The sequence below is a fragment of the uncultured Dokdonia sp. genome (assembly GCF_947492535.1).
Taxonomy (GTDB): Bacteria; Bacteroidota; Bacteroidia; order Flavobacteriales; family Flavobacteriaceae; genus Dokdonia.
In genome coordinates this window covers 14,903-33,973 of record NZ_CANLNH010000010.1, presented here as the reverse complement: position 1 = coordinate 33,973, position 19,071 = coordinate 14,903, and the positions used below count along the sequence as shown (strand labels likewise).

Below are 19,071 nucleotides of genomic sequence, written 5' to 3'. Positions count from 1 at the left end.
ACTCACTACACTTTGTACCAAAGATCGTTCGTTCAGGGGTCTCCCCTAAAAACCCCACATAACAATATGAAGACATTATGAGCTACGCAGTAATGAGATTACAAAAGATTAAAAATTCTGGTGCATTAGGAAAACACATCGATAGAAGTTCTGACGGTTCGATTTCTATTCCAGAAAACGCATCGCCTATTACCGTTGCTAATAATATTCATTGGGATAAAAACGGTAAAAGTTACACTCAAAACGAATGGACATTATTTAGTCAAGCAAACCCATTATCAAAGAGAATCAATGATGAAATTAAAGAACGATATAGTCTTGATAAGAAGATCAGAAAAGATGCTGTAAAAGCAGTAGAATATATAATGACATCGGATCATTATAAGATGAATGAGATCTTCAAAAAACCAGAAGTATATAGTCAATGGGTAAAAGACAATAAGGCATTTCTAGCTTCCATTTATGGAGAAGAAAATATCATTTCAATGCATTTACATCTAGACGAGCAAACTCCACATATGCATGCTATCGTAGTTCCGATTACAGATGATGGAAGATTGAGTTGTAAATCATTTGTAGATGGAAAAAGAGATCTAGCAGAACAGCAAACACAGTACTCTAAGTTGATGGAGAAATACGGAATGCATAGAGGTCAAGAAGGGAGTACTGCAAGACACCAAAAAGTAAATTCTAATTATAAAATATACACACGTGATAGAGCTTAGCATATTAATAGTCATATTCCTCTTTTTTAGAAAATCTAAAAAGAGAGTAAAAACCAATTCATTCTATGTATCTGGAAACAGAAATTACACTATTGACAATTTGAACAGAGGTTTAATTGCTATCGGTGGTGCAGGATCTGGAAAAACATATTCAATGATTAAACCATTATTGGGGTATTGTATTAAGCACAAAGGATGCTTGACATTTGATCCAAAAGGAGAACTAAGTCCACTTATTAATGATTTAGCAGAAAAGAATAAGAAAAAAGTTTTAAACTTCTCTTTAGATAATAATTATGATGCATTAAACCCTTTAAGCCTATGTAATGACAAAAGTGATGTTATTGAGTTTAGTAGTTATTTCCTAAGCGGTATTGTCGGTATACCAAAAAATGATAATGCAAAGTACTTTTTTAATGCTGCTAAAAGTGTATTAACTGGAGTAATCATCTATTTTAAAAACACAAATTCAAAATATGCTACAATACCTCATATTATAGCTCTTTTCTTAACTGCGTCTGGAGAAGATATTCTAAAACTTTTATCATCAGATCCAGAAGCAAGAAGAGCTTCTATGATCTTATCAAGTGTGAAGAAAGATCCTAGATTAATGGGAAATATCATAAGTACGTTTACAGCATTCTTTTCGTCTCTTGATACTCCTACAATATTTAGTAATCTAGTATCTGAAGAACAAATAACAATGCCGAATGATCCCAACAACCCTAGCATTATAAATCTCATATTCAATTTACAAAAGAGAGATTTATATACTCCCATCTACAGTAGTATTGTTGGTTTAATCTTAAAAAAAATGAATACACCAAATCAACACGAAAGTGCTGTAATTATTGATGAATTTACTGTTTTAAGCATTCCGAACTTTGTAAATATTCCAGAAACTGCGAGAAGTAATAAAATAGCAACTTGTATCGCGATACAAGATCTATCACAATTAGTATCAAAATATGGACGAGAGGAAGCTTCTTCCATAGTTTCAAATATGGGAAGTCAATTCCTATTTAGAACTACAAACCCCGAAACATTAACCCATTTTGAGAGAATGTTAGGCACTAGAGAGGTATCTAATATAAGTTACACGAGATCTACAGGGATAAGTCTTAAAGCATCAAAAAACACAGGTGTGAGAGATAAAAACATTCTAAGAAAAGAATCAATTATTAATTATCGCCCAGGACAAGTATTCGGTATTATTTCAGAAGGAAGCTCTAAGCTTATAGAAGGTAGTCGCATTCATGGTAATCACTATTTAAAAGATTCCAAAAAGAATGGTTCATTCAAGTATAAAATTTCAGATACAGATGTAAATACTGTATATCAACAAGTTTATAATGATATTGATTCGATACTTACTACTTCGAATTACATATCTCCATCTAAGTTTAATATTTAAAATCAATTAATTATGTTCATTCTATCGTTTTTTATGAAAATTGGCAAGTACATTGGATATGCATTTTGCCTAGCTATCCCAGTATTAACAACAATCAGTGGTCTTTTCTTTTTATTCTTTTCACATAAAGTGAAAAACAAACCTGAATTTGATTATCTACTTTTTGAGTCAGATTTATTGGCATCTTTTACTATTCATCCCTCATTATGGCTAGTATTCTTCCTATATGTAATGAAGTTGAACAAACTAAAAGCATTTTTATTATCTGGAGTTGTTTTACTTGGAGAAGGGTTCTTCAATACGTTTATGAAAATTCTAGGAGCTAGTAAATTAAGCTTTCTTAGTGCCTATCATTTATTCTTCTACATCAATATAGTTTTAATAACCTTAATCATAATTCACTACAAAAAACAACAGATACTACAAACTGCTTAAAAGCACCTCAAATCATAATTCTCAAGACTAATACATTTCTCTATTAGCATTTAATAACAAATACATTTTATATCATGAAAAAAATGATCTTAACGCTCTCGCTATTTTTAGCGAGCCTGACAACCTTTGCTCAAGTAATTATTAATGAGATTGACGTAGATCAATCACAATCAGACACTATGGAGTTTATAGAGCTCAAAACTCCTACAAGTAATACTTCTTTAGATGGATATATCGTCGTCTTATTTAATGGAAGCTCAGATACTTCTTACAGAGTTTTTGACCTTAATGGATTTACGACAGATGAAAACGGTTTCCTAATTATTGGAACAGATTCATTTCCAGATACAGACATCTTTACAGGAGAAAGCAATACTATACAAAACGGAGCTGATGCTATTGCGATTTATAATGCGCCAATTTCTGATTTTCCAATTGGTAGTTTTCCTACTACTAATAATCTAGTTGATGCTATCGTTTATGGAACTAATGACAGTGAAGATACAGAGCTTTTAAATGCATTAAATCTAGATGTACAATATAACGAGTCTATAAATGGAAATAGTGCCTTAGAGTCAATCCAACGGACAGAAAATAATACTTTCTGTATATCATTTCCAACTCCTAGAGCTATAAATAATTGTCCTAGTTGTTCTTTAGTTTTTTCGAATATCACAATTACTTGTGATGATGAATCTTCTAGCATTGACACCACCACTATTTCAATTGATTATACAGGAGGTTCTATGGAAGAAATAACCTTAACCACTACAGAAGGATCTATATCTGGAGATAACCCGTCTAATCAAGCTACAGGAACAATTACTGTTACTGAAGTTAATGAAAATACCACGCTTACAATATCAGCAATAGGATTTACGTGTAACCTAACAGAAACGATTACTACAGTAGTATGCGAAACAATACAAGAGGTCAATGATATTGCTACTTTAAGAAATGGCACTTTAGGAGCTGAATATATTCTGTCAAGCGAAGCTATACTTAGCTTTCAACAGAGTTTCCGTAATCAAAAATTTATAGAAGATGATACTGCAGGAATTCTCATTGATGATGCTTCTGGTATTATAACTACTGAATATGAAATTGGTGACGGTATTTCTGGAATACAAGGAACATTAAATGAGTTTCAAGGGATGATGGAATTTAGACCAATAGAAGATCCTGGCCCTTCAAGTTCTAATAACAATACTATAGCTCCTCAAATCATAACATTATCAGGGCTTACAGATAACCCAGAAGCATATGAAAGTGAACTTGTGAGCCTTCAAAATATAACCATCAATACTTCACAAAATACAGATTGGGTAGTATCTACAGAATATGAAATGACATCTACAGAAGGTGAGTTTGTATTCCGCACCTCCTTTTTTGAAGTTGATTATATAAATACTCCAGTTCCTACAGAAGCTATTAATATAGTAGGAATTATTACTGAACGAAATAATGGGGATTATTTTTTTACGGCACGCGATACAGAGGATTTATCTGTACTATCATTGGATAATAATAATCAGATCCAAGCTAGTATTTATCCAAATCCTACAACGGACTATTTAAACATAAAAGTTAATATTGATAGTGACGCTATGGTATTAGCCATTATTGAAGCTACAGGAAAAATTATATCTAGAACAGAGATCAATCCTTATCAGAAAAATCAGATAAATGTAAGTAGATTAAATCAAGGATTGTATTTTATAGTTGTATATGATCAGGAAGTAAAGAAAACATTATTAGGATCTAAGTTTATTAAGAAATAATACCTTTCACCCCTTCCCTAGACCACTCTTTTTTAACTACTTTAAAGGAGTGGTTTTCTATTTAATAAAATTTGAAATTTGAACTATTATTTACAATAAATAAAACAAAAACAAGATTAAAAAGATTATGGCTTTATTCAGACTATCCAAAAAGAATTATGATTGCTCTCCAGAACTATTCCTACTCAAACTTCAAGAAAAATTATCTAAACATACTTACAATGTTTCAAGTATTAAGGATATTACATTTCGAAAAAAAGACAACTATGGAAGAAATATTCTAGAAATAAAACCTTTCTGCACTATTCATAAAGAAGAAAAATCAAAGAATTTTAAAATGCTTAGAACATTTTTAAATAACAAAACTGAGAAACCATCTTTTTGCTCAAAATGCTATTCCGAAAGACAATCAGCAAATAGTTTAAAAAACCCAGATCAAATTAAAAGAACTTTAAGTAATAGTGAAGATGATTTTATTAGAAAACATTATAGCTTAATAAGAGCAACAAGAAAAACCAATAAATCAGAAAATCAAATTTGTATTCTAAGATGTGGAGAACACGGAATAAACTTTTCACAAACCATTTCTATGATTGGAAAAAATAGAGGGTGTGATGAATGCATATCAGAATATAGAAAAACAAACCATAAGAAAGATGAAGTATTAATTCAAAGTGTCAAAGAAAAACTTGGATATGCTTCTGATAATTTTTTGATTAACTCTTTTCAAAGAAGATCATATCAGAATAAAGATAAAAGTACATATTCAAAAATATGGGTTAATTTAACTTGCACATCAGAAAAGCATGTTGGCAATCATAATTTTTGGTATTACAAAGAAATGATCAATCCAAATATTTGCCCTGTATGTAGAGGAAACCAAGATTCTATAGGAGAATCTATAGTTTTTAATATTCTATTAGATCAAGATGAATTACCAGAGCAAAAAAAGATGTTGAATGGTTATAGGCATATTCAACCATTGCAAGCAGATTTTTTTCTTTCTATAAAAAAACAAAAATTAATAATTGAATTTGACGGAGAACAACATTTTAAAGCAAGTAAACAATGGGGAGGTCAAGAAGATCTTTTAAAAAGAATAAAAAGAGACATTGAAAAAAATAATTGCGCTCATAAAGAGAACACTCATATTTTAAGAATTCATTATAAGCAATTAAAAGATATCGAAAATCTTACTAAAATAATTAAGGACACATTGGATTATTTAAGAGCTAGAAACACAAAACTAATAGCCTTAAATCCAGATCCAGAGTTTCAAGCTATTTATGAAGAAACGTATGCTCTAGTATTAGAAGTACTGATATAATAGAATCAACTTAAAACAATCCATAAAAACACCCGTAGATCATTCATCGGCACAAAAACAGAACTTAGTACGCTTTCAGCTACGAAGTTCTATTGTTGCTTGTCTCATTTCTCTAAGTACATTTTATTACATCTAGATATCAATACATTTCTTAAGTAAGTTTTAATCTTAGGAACCTCCGATACTTGTAAATCCCTGCACAACATAGGCTTAAGACTTGGAGCTACTACTCATCTCTCAAGATAAATAATGAACTACCTCTAGGCAAAATCCAGAATCGTCGGATATCGAAATAATTTAAGTTGATCACGATATAGAAGTATATTTTAACTTCTGATGGTTCTGGAAATACTTTTTTATTATTTCTTCACTAAGATAATATTCACTTTTCCAATAATTTTCGCTACCCACAAAACACTAAACAACTGCTTTACAGAATTTTAAATCACAAATAATCAGGATGAATATTAGCTGGATCACTTTTTTTTCATTAAATTTAAAATATAGTTTTTTAAACTTTTACTCAATCAATTTTTAGCAAACACAAATGTTATCATAGTATGAAAATTTTAAGCACCGAGAGATATGAAGAATTGTTGAAAAAAGAAAATGAAAGAAATATTGATCGTTCAATCCTTTTCGAATTAAGCGGAATACTATCGTCTTCTCATAAAATTTTTAGTAAAAATAATGATAATAATTTAAAAAATTTTAAAAACAACTTAAATGAAATTTCACTTTTAATAAGTGAAGTATTAGGATATGATTTATCGTTATTTGGTTATAAAGATGGAGAGAAGTTAATTGATTTAGACCTGTTCTACAATAAAAAAAAAGTAACAAATAATAATCTCGAAAAACTAAAAGAAATAAATATAAATGAATCTATAATTGGGAAAATAATAAATGAACAAAATAAAGTATACTTATTTGAAAGTAAAAAAGAAAATGAAATAATTAATTTTAATTTTTTCAAAGACTATCCAGAATTGAAAATAGACAATGATACTCACTCTAACTTAATTGATTTTTTTTCCTTCCTTAAAGAACCTCTCCGCAACTTAATAATATGTCCAATTACACCTAATCTTATAGATAAAACAAGTTCTATCGGTTACTTAATTTTAGGAAACAAAAATGATTTTTCAATAGATATAGAAAGGATTAAGATTGAAATTTTAAAAAATTATTTATTCCAAATATTTAAAAATCAAACTAATCTAATTAATCAAAACAGAGATTATGAATTTATAAGTGATATTTACAGTAATCATTTCGTATATGGTATAGAAGAAATTTTAGAATATTTCACTAGTGAGTTTAAGTTTAGTTATTCAAGTTTCTGGGTTCCTACAAAAGTAGAGGACCACATCTCTTTTGGACTAAAAGGCTGTTATTTAAAAAATTATAACGAGAAAATTAAAAAATCATGCTTAGCAAAAGATTTTTACTTATCTAGAGATATTGTTTTAGGTGAAATTTATAATAACACTATAAAACCTAATTTTTCAGAAAACTACTATCTCTTCGGAAACACAAATAGTTCTATACCAAAATTTAAGTCAGAAGATCCATTCTTTAAGGATAAAATTCTATTAATCATCCCAATAACTAAATATATACACCAAACCGAAGAGGATGGAAAAATAAATAATCATTTAGGATATTTTTGCCTTTACACAGATATAAAAATTGATACCCAAAATGATTTCCTTGTTAGATTAAATAACTTCGTTGAACAAATATCATTTTATATAGAACACATAGTTTATGACAATAGTTTTCACGTTACTAATTTAATTATAAGCCAAATCTTTAATTTAGAAATAAGTAACAATGAATACTATAATAATTTAGCTAAAAACATAAATACAGTATTAGGCGCAGAACATACTTCTATTTATTTCATTAATCCCGAAAATAAATTATATCTCAAATCTACAACAGCTGATCTTTTCTGGAGAATAGATAAGCATAATAAAGATGAAATAATAGAAATTAAAAAAAGTGACATAGAAAATAATCCTGATGCCCCTGCATATACAGATAATGAGAGTGCTACTTATAGATCTTATTCTTTCAAAAAGCCCATAATAATTCATGATGTGCATTCTGAAAACGTCAAAACTGACTTATCTTTTTATGAAAGAACTAAAGCAAATCATAAAAGTTTAATATTACAACCCATTTTAGTGGATGAAAAATGTATTGGTGTCATAAAATGCATAAATAAGGTCGAAAGAAAAGATTCGTTATTAAAATTTTTTACAATAAATGATGAAAAAACCCTTACTATAATTGGTGATTTTTTAGCAAATCAATTTATGAGATTAAGATCTGTAGAAAACCAAAATCTTTTTGTGCAAAAATTAGCTCATGAAAATAAAACACCAGTCCAGATTATCTGGAGTTCTCTTGAAAACATTGAGTTTAAGCTAAAAAAAGATAATAATTTTGACAACAACAAATTAAAATCAAATTTTGAAAACTTAGCTTTTGCAACCTCTATTTTAAATAACAACTATTCCAATTTGAATACTTATTTAAGAAGTAAAGAGAGCAACTTAAATTATCACCTTGACGTGTTTGATTTTAAAGATAAGATAGAGGATATTACGCGTTTTTTGAAACCATTATTACAAGAAGAAGAAAAGAAAACAGTCTCTGTCAAGCATAATTTAAATAAAATGCCATCGATTATAGCAGATGAAGTAAAAATATATCAAGTTATATATAATTTATTATCTAATGCTATAAGATATTGCGACTCATCATCATTAGTGGAAACTTTTTATTTTGACAAAGCTATTAGCATTAATGATGATAAATATTTTGAAATTCAATTTAGAAACTTTGGAATAGGAATATTAGAAAAAGATATGAATAACATTTTTAAAGAATATTACAGAAGTGATGAAGCGAAAATAAAAAATCCAAATGGAACTGGCATTGGACTATATGTAGCTCAAACAATTGTAAATGGACATGGAGGTTTTATTAAAGTAACAAAACTCGAAAAACCTACAATTTTTTCAATTTTCTTACCAAAAAATATATACACTCATGAATAAAGTACTATTATTAGACGAAGAATTTGCATTAGCAAAAGAATTAAAAGAAGGAATAATACTAAGGATTCCTGAAATCACATTTCATAATGCCTATAATTATAAAGATGCTTATAATTTAATTAATAAAAATGTCTATGATATAATAATAATAGATGTTGTTATTCCTATAAGTGATGAAGATAAAAAAGTTAACAAAAAACTAACAGACCCTTATTCAACTGGAATAAAATTTAAAGATTATATATTAAATGAAAATGAAACTAATAAAGAAGCTAAATTATTTTTATTTACATCTAGATCTAATCTTACTGAATCAGAAAAAAATGGAATTCAAGGTGTTATAGAAAAACCTAAAAGACCAAGTCAAATAATCAAACAGATATTTAAAGAATAGTTTATGGCAAAATATTATTTTAGTTTCATTTTTATCAGTCTATTTATTTTTAATTTAAATGCTCAACAAACAAAAAAAATAGACACACTTGCTATTTTAGAAGCTACCTTAGAAAAAAGAATTGATTCAATAATAAATGAAAAGGTTAAAAAATTTGAAAAAGACATTATTAATGAGAGGATTAAACTTAATACAATTAATTCTGAAATAGTGAAATATGAAAGTGCATTTTGGAAAGAACACACTAATTGGTTTATAATTTTATTTGGAGCACTATTAGCCTTAGTGCCTATATATCTTGCATTTATGGAGGCTTTTAGCAAAAAAAGAAATAAAAAATTAAAAGCCATAACTTTAAGTTTAGATAATGCAAAAAAAAACATTACAGATTTTACAAAATTCCAAACATATCAAGAGTTGTATTTTGAAGATGTTCTAAAACCGACTATAAATAGTATTACTGATATTTTATTAGAACTATCCTTAGAAGAAAGAATAGATATTGAATTAGTAGAAGAAATAACAGAAAAATATTATGATTTTGAAAGAGTTATAAATTTAACTCATTGTAAATCTGACATACAAAAGTCTGCTGTTGAATATATTCAAAATAGAAATTCTTCGTATCTAAAAGTAAAGTTAGAAACTATTCTAAATAATAAGAAAATATCAGATAACGACTCTGAGTTAAAACTTCTAATTCATAATTTACTAAATAAATATAAATAAAATTGTTTAAGACATAAAACATCAATTAATATTTCTTACGTAAGTTTTTGCCCAGGAGATCCCCGGTGTTTTCCATTTCTTACGTAAGATTGATTTAGGATCTAGAACTGCTACTTGTCTGCAGAAAGGAGTTCTTACGTAAGAAGCTATTAAGAATAGTAATTTCAATAGTTTCTTGAATAAAAGTTAATCAATTATGCTAAATAGTTAATATTTATATATTTTAGCCGTAATTACCTAAACCTCTTCAAATTAGATTATATAATATTTATATGAGCATAACAGCAGACATTGAAAGATTTTATCAAGAAGTTCCAACCATATCAGAAGATAAAAAATATTGGCTAATCAGAACTTTAAGCGGTAGTCTTCACGACACTTTTGTTGCTAACAGCTATGTTGCCATTGGATATAATGAAATTTCTTTAGAAGCTATAAATAGTATTAATACAGCAAATGCAGAATTTCCTGATAAGATCAGAAATATTAAAAATTTAGTTATTGATACTTATAAAGATGAAAAAAAGCCTGGACTAATAGCTAATCAAATTTATAAATTCACTTATAGTGTAAAAAAAGGTGATGTAGTCATTATTCCGTCTTCAAATTCTGAATTTATATCATTTGGAGTTGTTGAACAAACTCCACTTTTGAATGTGAATTTTGATAGAGACGATGGGTGTTCTTTTTATAGAAGAAAGTCTATCAAATGGCTAAAACATCTTAAACGAAGAGAATTAGAACCATTGTTATTCAGGATGTTCTTTTCACATAATACTGTAAATGATATTTCACGCTATGGTAACCTCATAGAATCAACTTTAAATAATTATTTTATAAAAGATGATGAAGAACATGTTATCTTTAATATTGAAAGAAATGAAGACATAGGAGCTGTTGATCTCTTTCAATTGGGCTTTTATATGCTAAAGCTTACTGAAACTTTTTATAGAGAGAATGGCTTAGTTTTTGACATAAATGATTTTGATGTAAAGGTTAACTTAAATTCAAAAGGCAAACTCAAATTCATTAAAAAAGTTGGTAGTGGCGCTGTTATATTAGCTATTATTGCTGTTGCGATTAACGGTGGTGGGGGTAATGTATCATTTAAAGGCTTTGAAATAGACATTACGACAGATGGTTTAATTCAAAAAGTAATTGACTATCAAAACAATAAATTTGACCGAGAAATGGTTAGAGAGATTAGAGATTCAATGGACTCTTTGCAGGTTGTTGATCCTAGTGATGCTGTTGAACTTTACAGACAATTTTCTGTGAATAAAAAAGATGGAGAATAAAAAATGAACTTTATACTCAATTTAATATCTATTATATCTACTTTCATAGTTATTGAAGGCGTGTTTTATATTGCATTGAACTCAACAATAGGAAGACTTGAAAATGTAAAAAAATCACCTTTAAAAGATGTACTTTTCCTTATTCCTGGAATCTTATTTATTATATTTTTTTTTGATTTCCACTTACCTCATTAAGTAAGTAATGTTTTGTATTTTCAACATAGCATTAATTCTTGATCAAGGATTGGTTATTGAAATACAAACTAGTTTATAGGCTCTGGATATATACTTTTACCCCATTGTTGAATATCAATTTGAGGAGCGCTTGACTCATAAAGATCTTCAAATTCTATCAACAACTCATTTAAAGCCTTTGAGTCGGTTGTTCTAACTCTTGTCTCATGATTACCTCTTGAACCATTATACGTGAAATTAAGAGAGCCTAGATAAGCTATTTCGTCATCTATGATGAATATCTTACTATGAATAAACTTTCCTCTACCAGATCCTTTCTCTGGAGATAAAAAAACCTTGAACGGAAAATACTGAGAATACCAATAATTATATATTCTAGTATTACGATAATAGTTCCTATAGACTAAGTATAAAATAAAGACTAAAAATAAGATTGGAATAGCAATAAGGTATTTTTCTTGTGGAGCTTGATATGTTAGATATCCCATTATCGAAGAAGCTATAATAAGAAATAGAAGTAAAAATCGATATCGCTTCTTAAACTTTGCTCTTTTAATCACAGCATCCTCTATAGTCTCTCTATTTTGATTTATAAGGTTGTAAACTAAGTCTTTGTTATTTCCGTGATCTTCTATCTTATCCATAGTGATCAAGTATACCTCTATGCCTTGTTTTTTCTTTTCAATAAGCGATTTAGTAAAAGAAGGAGATAAATATGGCGAAACGATCTTAATTGACTGTCTTGCATCAGAAATATCACCAAGGAGCTTTTTACCAGCTCCTTGACCTATATAAATATCACATTTTACACCATTAGAAAACATTTATAATTATTAATTAGAAAGTTCAAATTATTCCTCTACTAAATCTTAGTTATAATTGACTTGAGTGAAAACAATATGTATTAATCACTTATTGATTTTATTTCAAACTCTTCCCCTATCTGTTTATCATTTTCATCTACTTCATTCCATTCAAACTGATAAGGGATATTCTTTTCGCCTAATTTATTAGTAAACGTATTAATAAAATTTTGAGCTTCCTCTAGACTACCTCTTAATTCCACATCACAGAGAAATCCTTTATCAAAATATTCCGACACATAAATATCTAACATTTCATCATTATAATGAATTACTTGTTCTATATCCGAAGCATACCTATCTCTTACTTTAGAAGGAGACAAAAATCTTTTCATTATAGAAATTAAAGAGTTGTATTCAATTTCAATATGACCTCCAAACAAATATCTATTTTTCATATTATTTTATTTTTAAATCTGGTTTCAATTCTAATTTACCTCCACGTAATTGCACTGAAATATCCTCTATATTTAAATTAGGATATTTTTTATTAAGCTGTGTTATTAGATCCCTATGTTCTTGACTTATCACTCTAGGTCTTCTTGTTAATGCACTAATTTTCCCACTTTTAATTGCCTTAGCAAATGTCTTAGACACAGCATTTGTACCACTATTAGTAAATATATCATCTGCAAGTTTTAATAATGCATCATCAGATAAATTTATTATATCAACAATCTCATCATTTAATTTAACCCTACCATTAAATGCGTTTTTAAGATAGCCATTAAATATTCTTTTATCAACAAAAGCAACTAAATCAATATCTTTAGGAACTTTAGGAGGTCCTTTACGTAAAGAAGAACCTTGAATCCTAACATCATCTACTGGAATTTTTGCATTTCTCAATCCAGAAATTAAATCATCACTAAATCTCTTAAATTGATTAAGACTCCTAAATTTAAATGGATAACCCCTTTTAAGAACAATATTAACATAGTTATGCATTTGTTGCATTAATTCTGTACTAGATATTCTTTTAATATTTCCAACTTTTATGAAACCAGCAAAATCATCAATATCTAAATTTAACCTTTGAGCTTGTTTTATAATTCGCCTCAAATTAGCAACTCCATACAAGCTCTTAATATTTGCTTTTACAGCTATTTCAATTAACTCATCAAAACTTAGTACAGCTACTTTTCCTGATTGTCCAATAAATGTAAAAAATTTCTTTCTTACATAATCTAAAAATTGTCCATTTATAATTGCTTGTAACAATTCATCAAACTCTGCACGTAAAAATCGCAAAATATCTGTTGTAGAAGTCGCTACTTTTTTTCCAACCTGCTTTGTTACTTTAATTCCAGCTTGTACAGCTTTTGTAGAAGCTCTAGACACTTTATTAGCTAAAGTTACGGCTAATGATGTTCCTCCCGTAAAAAAGGCAATAATAGCATCGAATGCTAGTTCAAACACAATAGCTCCTATAATAAATGCAATAAAATAACGAGATACATTTTTTAGCTTTTTATAGATTTCATCTACTAAAATAAAAAACTGTGCATTAGCCGTAAGTAAATTTTTCACTAAACCATTAAATATCTTTTCTGATCGCTCAGTCAACGTTTCAATAAGATCTTCTACAAATTCCAAACGCTGTTCATTTTTATCGGTCTCTTCTCTAGAAAATGGTTTCTCCAATTCTAAAGGGGCAAAATTATCTATAATGAATCCTATGATTAACACGACGAGCTGTAGTAAAGAAATTATACCATTAATAAGTCCGCACAACAGAGCATTAAACAATGCCGTATTCTTATTAATCTCATCTTTTATTGTATTGATAAAAGTTTTAGCTTGATTTATAATCCCCTTTACTTTTGTTAAAAGACGACGTACATTATCAGGTAATTTATCTTGATAAATAGCTCTTGCTAATAATACAACAGCATCATCTGCTATTCCTGGTATTGTTTGCGTAATAACTTGGGGATTAAACAGGACGCTATCAAAATTGTTAACGAAGTTTACCAAATTATCAAACCCCTTATCTTTTACCCTATTTGTATCTCTATTATTTGTAGTTAAAAAATCTTTTCCTCTCGTTTCGAAAAATACAGGAATAATAGGTTCATACTCTTTTTGAGTTCCTGCTCGCCATTTACCATACTCATAATTCTTAGCCGTAAACTTCCATTCTTCCATCTTACTAGATCCTGCATAGATCCATTTGGCAAGATCATTATTTAATCCTAACAGCTGTTTAAAAATGGTTTTATCATTAAGTAATCCTGACAATTCTAATTTTAGAGCATCCAATAATACATTTTTTTCAATCTTAAGACGCTTTGCAACCACAGAAGACCACTCAGAAAGTGTATGAACTTCTCTATCTCCAAGACGGATAACCGTCTTTCGATTATCGAGTTTTTGCATTAATAACTTTCTTTCCGTACCGAATTTGACCCTACAGGCTGTACCAAAAAAATCCAAAGAAGTATCATCACCTTGCTCGTAGTAAATAAATAATTGTTTTGAGGAAGGTGTATCTTCTGCACTTTGGGAGTTGTATCTTTCAAACACCTCTACTCCTGACACTAAAGGAATAAACTTATATGTATATCCTTCACTAGTTTCATTTACGGAAAAAGTTTCTTCTATATCTAAAAAAGAATGAAACAGGCTATCTTCTCCAAAAGGAGATTGATACGGATTCGGATTTGCTGTTGCACTAAAACTCCCTTGAATATCTGGAGGAGCTAAACCATCTGGAAACAATTGTCCAAAAAGCTGATTATCGGAGGCATCATCAAATAAAAATGGGACTCCGTCTATTGAATTAGGCATAATTCGTTATTTATTAATCTTCATTAAACATTTTTTTAATTAAAAGACATACTTCTCACTCCCACTGAAATTAATACATTAGAAATCATCAAACAATTGTTTGTTATATAGTATATCGATAAATAAGTGTGTGGTGCAGCTATTGCACAAAGAAAAAGCACCACCCATTTCCTAGCGCAATAGAGTACAAACATAACAATAAATCAAACATTAAACAAATAAATATGCATTATTATGTAAAATGTTTTATTAAATATTTAATTTCGGAAACAACAACAAAGAATATGTTTGATTTCTAAAAGGGGGAAATAAAACTGTGTTTAACTAAAATGCACTTATTTTAAAAAGAAATTAAAGTAGTTATGAATTGTTGGTTTAGAATTGATTTCATAACTAAAATGCCACCTATCTAACCACCTAAAAAAAGAAAACCCCTTGTAAAACAAGAGGTTTCGTTGTATATTAGTGGTCCCACTTGGGCTCGAACCAAGGACCCTCTGATTATGAGTCAGATGCTCTAACCAACTGAGCTATGGGACCAAAAACGGGTGCAAATTTATAATAAATACTCAACAGCGCAAAGAAATTTATTGCTTATTATTATTTTCTTGACATAATTCTACCAAAACCCCTCCAGCGGTCTTTGGGTGAACAAATGCTACTAACTTATTATCAGCACCTTGCTTTGGTATTTTGTTAAGCAACACAAAACCTTCTTTTTCTATGCGAGCCATCTCTTTTTCAATATCATCTACAGCAAAAGCAATATGATGAATCCCCTCCCCTTTCTTCTCAAGAAATTTTGCAATAGGACTATCAGGTTTTGTCGCCTCCAATAATTCGATTTTATTTGGTCCCACCTCAAAAAAAGATGTTTTCACGCCTTCAGACAGCACTTCCTCTATCTTATAATGTGGCTTCCCAAGTAATTTTTCATACAATTTATTTGAAGCGTCTAGATTTTTAACAGCGATTCCTATATGTTCTATTTTATCCATTTATTTTATTTCTTTCTACATACGCTTTCGCGAAAGCATATAATTACTTAAAACATGCGTTACAAAAGTAACACAATCTATAAAAAGTGTATTTTTGCCGTATGGAATCTAACAGACAGAAAAAAGTAGCGGGTGTTTTACAAAAAGACCTTGCCGATGTATTACAAAATGCACTACGAGATAGTGGACATAGAGGTATCATTGTATCTGTCTCTAAAGTAAAAGTTCCGACAGATCTTTCTATTGCCAAAGTGTATATAAGTGTTTTCCCTAATGCCGAAGCTAGCAAAATGCTAGAAGAACTCAATGTAGTGAAGTCAAAAATTAGACATGAGATTTCGCAACGTACACGTCACCAATTAAGACGTATGCCTGAACTACAATTTTATATTGACGACTCTCTAGAATATATGGAAGGTATCGATAGATCTCTTAAAGGTATCGACAATCCAATTGAAGATCCTACACTATTAGAAAAAAGAAAAAAATCGTAAATGCGGTTTCCTTTATACATTGCTAAACGATACCTCTTTTCCAAAAGTGGCACGAGTGCGATTAATATTATCACAGGCATCTCTATCGCAAGCATTATTATAGGTACTGCAGTGCTCTTTGTAGTTCTATCGGGGTTTGCAGGACTTAAAGACTATAACGTCTCTGTAACTTCCATTATAGACCCAGATATTAAAATACTTCCCAGTAGCGGAAAAACGATCACGATCACTCCTGAGCAAGAAAAAAAACTGACCGAAGTCGCTGGTATCCAACAGTTCTCTAAAGTTATAGAAGAGCGCGTCTACTTAGAATATGACGGTAAAACACATCTTGGTTTCATAAAAGGGGTTGACCAAAATTATCTGAAAGTAAGCAGTGTAGACACTACTTTATTTGTAGGTTCATGGCCTAGCATAGGAGAGCCCGAAGTCGCTATAGGCATCGGAATAAGACGCAGACTGTCTTTAGGCATAAGTGATTACGGAAATTTATTACGTATCATGGTACCAAAGCCAGGTACTGGGCAAATTACAGATCCCACTAGCGCTTTCAGTAAATCTAGTGCAGTTGCCAGTGGAATTTTTCAAGCAGGCGAATCTCTAGACAATGATCACCTTTTTGCAAATATTGACTTTGTAGGCAAACTATTAAACTATCCGTTAGACAAAGTAAGCACTATTGAATTGAAACTTACTCCAGATGCAAACGAGGCTGAAACAAGAGATCAATTAAACGCTATTTTCTCAAATGAAGTGCTTATTAAAAACAGAACCGAACTCAATGATGCATTATACAAGATGCTCAATACAGAAAATTTAGCGCTTTATTTTATATGCACACTTGTCCTTATTATTGCCTTATTTAGTTTTGTAGGAAGCATCATTATGATCATTATTGACAAGAGAGGACATATCAAGACACTGTCTGACCTTGGCGCTACACTTTCAGATATTCGAAAAAGCTTTTTCTATCAGGGTGTCTTAATGATTATTATAGGAGGGGCTATAGGATTATTTTTAGGTAGTATTATTGTGTTTATACAACAACAATTCAACCTAGTCTATATTACCGCCTCTCTCCCATACCCTATTCGTTTTGAGTTTTTAAACGTACTCATAGTGTATGCTACAATACTTGTTTTAGGAATACTATCAGCCCGATTAGCTTCTAGTAGAATAAGTAATAACTTCGTAAGAAAGGATTAATTCAAACCCGTTGTTCATTTTAGATGTTTATTACTCTAATTTTTTGGTGGAATTTTTAGTTTTGCCTCAATCCTAAAGGTAGAGCTTAAAATTTCGTCGATGTACCCTTTAGGGCTAGGGAAAAAATCGATGAAATTACTCAAAATGCACAACAGGTTAAATCAACAACTCTAGAATAAATCAGCAAGGCATTTGTAAGAAATTGATTTTTGATTTCAAGTTAAATCTCAATGATCAAGTAAATTCATAACCCGCAAATTCTCTTTCAATAAGGTCTAATGCTGCAAATACGTCTTCACTATGATCACTGGTAACAAGTTTCATACGATATTCCTTAAAATGCGGTATCCCTCTAAAGTAATTTGTATAATGACGTCTTGTTTCAAAAACACCTAACTTCTCGCCTTTCCAATCTATAGACATTTGCAAATGCCTTCTCGCGGCCTCTATACGTTCTTCTAACGTAGGAGGAGCACATTTCTCTCCTGTCTCCATAAAATGCTTCACCTCTTTAAAAAACCACGGATATCCAATACTTGCTCTCCCAATCATTGCCCCGTCAAGGCCATATTGATCTCGCATCTCAATCGCACGTTCAGGGGTATTTACATCGCCATTTCCAAATACAGGGATATGCATTCTAGGGTTATTCTTTACCTCAGCAATAGGATGCCAGTTAGCATCTCCTTTGTACATTTGCGCTCTTGTACGTCCATGTATAGAAATAGCAGCACATCCTACATCTTGCAATCGTTCTGCCACCTCAACAATTTTAATACTGTCATGATCCCAGCCTAAACGTGTTTTTACCGTTACTGGTAATTTTGTATGCTTTACCATCGCTTCGGTAAGCTTCACCATCAGATCAATATCTTTTAAAATACCTGCGCCTGCGCCTTTAGAAACCACCTTCTTTACTGGACATCCAAAATTAATATCTATAATATCTGGACCACTCGCCTCTACAATTTCTACACTCTTAAGCATAGACTCCATCACTGCTCCAAAAATTTGAATCCCAACAGGGCGTTCTTTCTCATAGATATCAAGCTTCATCGTACTCTTTGCTGCATCTCGTATCAAGCCTTCAGAAGAGATAAATTCTGTATATACTACATCTGCTCCTTGCTCTTTACACAATGCGCGAAATGGAGGATCACTTACATCTTCCATAGGTGCTAGTAACAACGGAAAATCTCCTACATCTATATCTCCAATTTTTGCCATGCTATTCTTTTAATTATATATTCTTTATACGCTTTCGCGAAAGCATACTAATCTGCAAAGGTAACTTCTTTTAAAAATAATTATTCAAATTCCTAAACTTACATTTTATAATAACGATTAAAAT

The 19,071-nt window shown here is 30.1% G+C and carries 16 protein-coding genes and 1 tRNA gene; 11 read left to right on the top strand and 6 right to left on the bottom strand.

Going from position 1 to position 19,071, the window contains the following annotated elements; all coding sequences use genetic code 11:
* The first annotated feature begins 77 nt into the window (after positions 1-77).
* The 9 genes from mobV to Q1A60_RS13805 all read left to right on the top strand — a co-directional run bounded on the left by mobV (position 78) and on the right by Q1A60_RS13805 (position 11,174).
* A complete protein-coding gene (gene mobV, locus Q1A60_RS13845) occupies positions 78-725 on the top strand; it encodes a MobV family relaxase (RefSeq protein ID WP_299767003.1) in 648 nt (215 codons plus the stop codon).
* On the top strand, positions 712-2,139 hold the full coding sequence (locus Q1A60_RS13840; RefSeq protein WP_299767001.1) for a type IV secretory system conjugative DNA transfer family protein: 1,428 nt from the start codon (positions 712-714) through the stop codon (positions 2,137-2,139). The genes mobV and Q1A60_RS13840 overlap by 14 nt, the downstream gene beginning before the upstream one ends.
* 33 nt (positions 2,140-2,172) lie before the next feature.
* Complete coding sequence (locus Q1A60_RS13835) at positions 2,173-2,574, top strand: hypothetical protein (protein ID WP_300007861.1); 402 nt, start codon at positions 2,173-2,175, stop codon at positions 2,572-2,574.
* A gap of 74 nt (positions 2,575-2,648) precedes the next feature.
* Entirely contained in the window at positions 2,649-4,355 is a 1,707-nt protein-coding gene (locus Q1A60_RS13830; protein ID WP_299766999.1) for a T9SS type A sorting domain-containing protein, read from the top strand.
* 127 nt (positions 4,356-4,482) lie between these two features.
* Positions 4,483-5,682 (top strand): hypothetical protein, encoded by a 1,200-nt coding sequence (locus Q1A60_RS13825; protein WP_299766998.1) that lies wholly within the window; start codon positions 4,483-4,485, stop codon positions 5,680-5,682.
* Positions 5,683-6,242: 560 nt separating this feature from the next.
* A complete protein-coding gene (locus Q1A60_RS13820) occupies positions 6,243-8,753 on the top strand; it encodes an ATP-binding protein (RefSeq protein ID WP_299766996.1) in 2,511 nt (836 codons plus the stop codon).
* Positions 8,746-9,147 carry a hypothetical protein gene (locus tag Q1A60_RS13815; RefSeq protein ID WP_299766995.1) on the top strand — a complete coding sequence of 134 codons (402 nt, stop codon included), beginning with the start codon at positions 8,746-8,748 and terminating at the stop codon, positions 9,145-9,147. The genes Q1A60_RS13820 and Q1A60_RS13815 overlap by 8 nt, the downstream gene beginning before the upstream one ends.
* A gap of 3 nt (positions 9,148-9,150) precedes the next feature.
* The gene (locus Q1A60_RS13810; protein WP_299766994.1) at positions 9,151-9,876 is read left to right on the top strand and encodes a hypothetical protein; all 726 of its coding nucleotides are present in this window, start codon (positions 9,151-9,153) and stop codon (positions 9,874-9,876) included.
* Between the two features lie 272 nt (positions 9,877-10,148).
* Entirely contained in the window at positions 10,149-11,174 is a 1,026-nt protein-coding gene (locus tag Q1A60_RS13805) for a hypothetical protein (RefSeq protein ID WP_299766993.1), read from the top strand.
* Positions 11,175-11,437: 263 nt separating this feature from the next.
* On the opposite strand, the gene Q1A60_RS13800 is transcribed toward Q1A60_RS13805, so the two are convergent.
* From Q1A60_RS13800 to mce, 5 genes are all read right to left on the bottom strand, one after another.
* Positions 11,438-12,193, bottom strand: a complete 756-nt coding sequence (locus tag Q1A60_RS13800) for a phospholipase D-like domain-containing protein (protein WP_299766992.1) — start codon at positions 12,191-12,193, stop codon at positions 11,438-11,440.
* An 80-nt stretch (positions 12,194-12,273) separates the two neighbouring features.
* Positions 12,274-12,630: a hypothetical protein gene (locus tag Q1A60_RS13795; RefSeq protein ID WP_299766991.1), complete on the bottom strand. Its 357-nt coding sequence runs from the start codon at positions 12,628-12,630 to the stop codon at positions 12,274-12,276.
* A 1-nt stretch (position 12,631) separates the two neighbouring features.
* On the bottom strand, positions 12,632-15,022 hold the full coding sequence (locus Q1A60_RS13790; RefSeq protein WP_299766990.1) for a hypothetical protein: 2,391 nt from the start codon (positions 15,020-15,022) through the stop codon (positions 12,632-12,634).
* Positions 15,023-15,488: 466 nt separating this feature from the next.
* Positions 15,489-15,562: transfer RNA gene (locus tag Q1A60_RS13785), tRNA-Ile, on the bottom strand.
* A 47-nt stretch (positions 15,563-15,609) separates the two neighbouring features.
* Positions 15,610-16,020 (bottom strand): methylmalonyl-CoA epimerase, encoded by a 411-nt coding sequence (gene mce / locus Q1A60_RS13780; RefSeq protein WP_299766989.1) that lies wholly within the window; start codon positions 16,018-16,020, stop codon positions 15,610-15,612.
* A 101-nt stretch (positions 16,021-16,121) separates the two neighbouring features.
* Between mce and rbfA the strand changes: the two genes are divergently transcribed.
* A complete protein-coding gene (gene rbfA / locus Q1A60_RS13775) occupies positions 16,122-16,514 on the top strand; it encodes a 30S ribosome-binding factor RbfA (RefSeq protein WP_299766988.1) in 393 nt (130 codons plus the stop codon).
* The gene (locus Q1A60_RS13770) at positions 16,515-17,720 is read left to right on the top strand and encodes an FtsX-like permease family protein (protein WP_299766987.1); all 1,206 of its coding nucleotides are present in this window, start codon (positions 16,515-16,517) and stop codon (positions 17,718-17,720) included.
* Positions 17,721-17,954: 234 nt separating this feature from the next.
* Here the strand turns inward: Q1A60_RS13770 and dusB are convergent, their stop codons facing one another.
* Positions 17,955-18,947 carry a tRNA dihydrouridine synthase DusB gene (gene dusB, locus Q1A60_RS13765; RefSeq protein WP_299766986.1) on the bottom strand — a complete coding sequence of 331 codons (993 nt, stop codon included), beginning with the start codon at positions 18,945-18,947 and terminating at the stop codon, positions 17,955-17,957.
* Between the last annotated feature and the right edge of the window lie 124 nt (positions 18,948-19,071).

Bases quoted from the DNA above. Each gene is read 5' to 3' on its own strand.
- mobV (WP_299767003.1), top strand. From the start codon at position 78: ATGAGCTACGCAGTAATGAGATTACAAAAGATTAAAAATTCTGGTGCA.
- Q1A60_RS13835 (WP_300007861.1), top strand. From the start codon at position 2,173: ATGAAAATTGGCAAGTACATTGGATATGCATTTTGCCTAGCTATCCCA.
- Q1A60_RS13830 (WP_299766999.1), top strand. From the start codon at position 2,649: ATGAAAAAAATGATCTTAACGCTCTCGCTATTTTTAGCGAGCCTGACA.
- Q1A60_RS13825 (WP_299766998.1), top strand. From the start codon at position 4,483: ATGGCTTTATTCAGACTATCCAAAAAGAATTATGATTGCTCTCCAGAA.
- Q1A60_RS13820 (WP_299766996.1), top strand. From the start codon at position 6,243: ATGAAAATTTTAAGCACCGAGAGATATGAAGAATTGTTGAAAAAAGAA.
- Q1A60_RS13815 (WP_299766995.1), top strand. From the start codon at position 8,746: ATGAATAAAGTACTATTATTAGACGAAGAATTTGCATTAGCAAAAGAA.
- Q1A60_RS13810 (WP_299766994.1), top strand. From the start codon at position 9,151: ATGGCAAAATATTATTTTAGTTTCATTTTTATCAGTCTATTTATTTTT.
- Q1A60_RS13805 (WP_299766993.1), top strand. From the start codon at position 10,149: ATGAGCATAACAGCAGACATTGAAAGATTTTATCAAGAAGTTCCAACC.
- Q1A60_RS13800 (WP_299766992.1), bottom strand. From the start codon at position 12,193: ATGTTTTCTAATGGTGTAAAATGTGATATTTATATAGGTCAAGGAGCT.
- Q1A60_RS13795 (WP_299766991.1), bottom strand. From the start codon at position 12,630: ATGAAAAATAGATATTTGTTTGGAGGTCATATTGAAATTGAATACAAC.
- Q1A60_RS13790 (WP_299766990.1), bottom strand. From the start codon at position 15,022: ATGCCTAATTCAATAGACGGAGTCCCATTTTTATTTGATGATGCCTCC.
- mce (WP_299766989.1), bottom strand. From the start codon at position 16,020: ATGGATAAAATAGAACATATAGGAATCGCTGTTAAAAATCTAGACGCT.
- rbfA (WP_299766988.1), top strand. From the start codon at position 16,122: ATGGAATCTAACAGACAGAAAAAAGTAGCGGGTGTTTTACAAAAAGAC.
- Q1A60_RS13770 (WP_299766987.1), top strand. From the start codon at position 16,515: ATGCGGTTTCCTTTATACATTGCTAAACGATACCTCTTTTCCAAAAGT.
- dusB (WP_299766986.1), bottom strand. From the start codon at position 18,947: ATGGCAAAAATTGGAGATATAGATGTAGGAGATTTTCCGTTGTTACTA.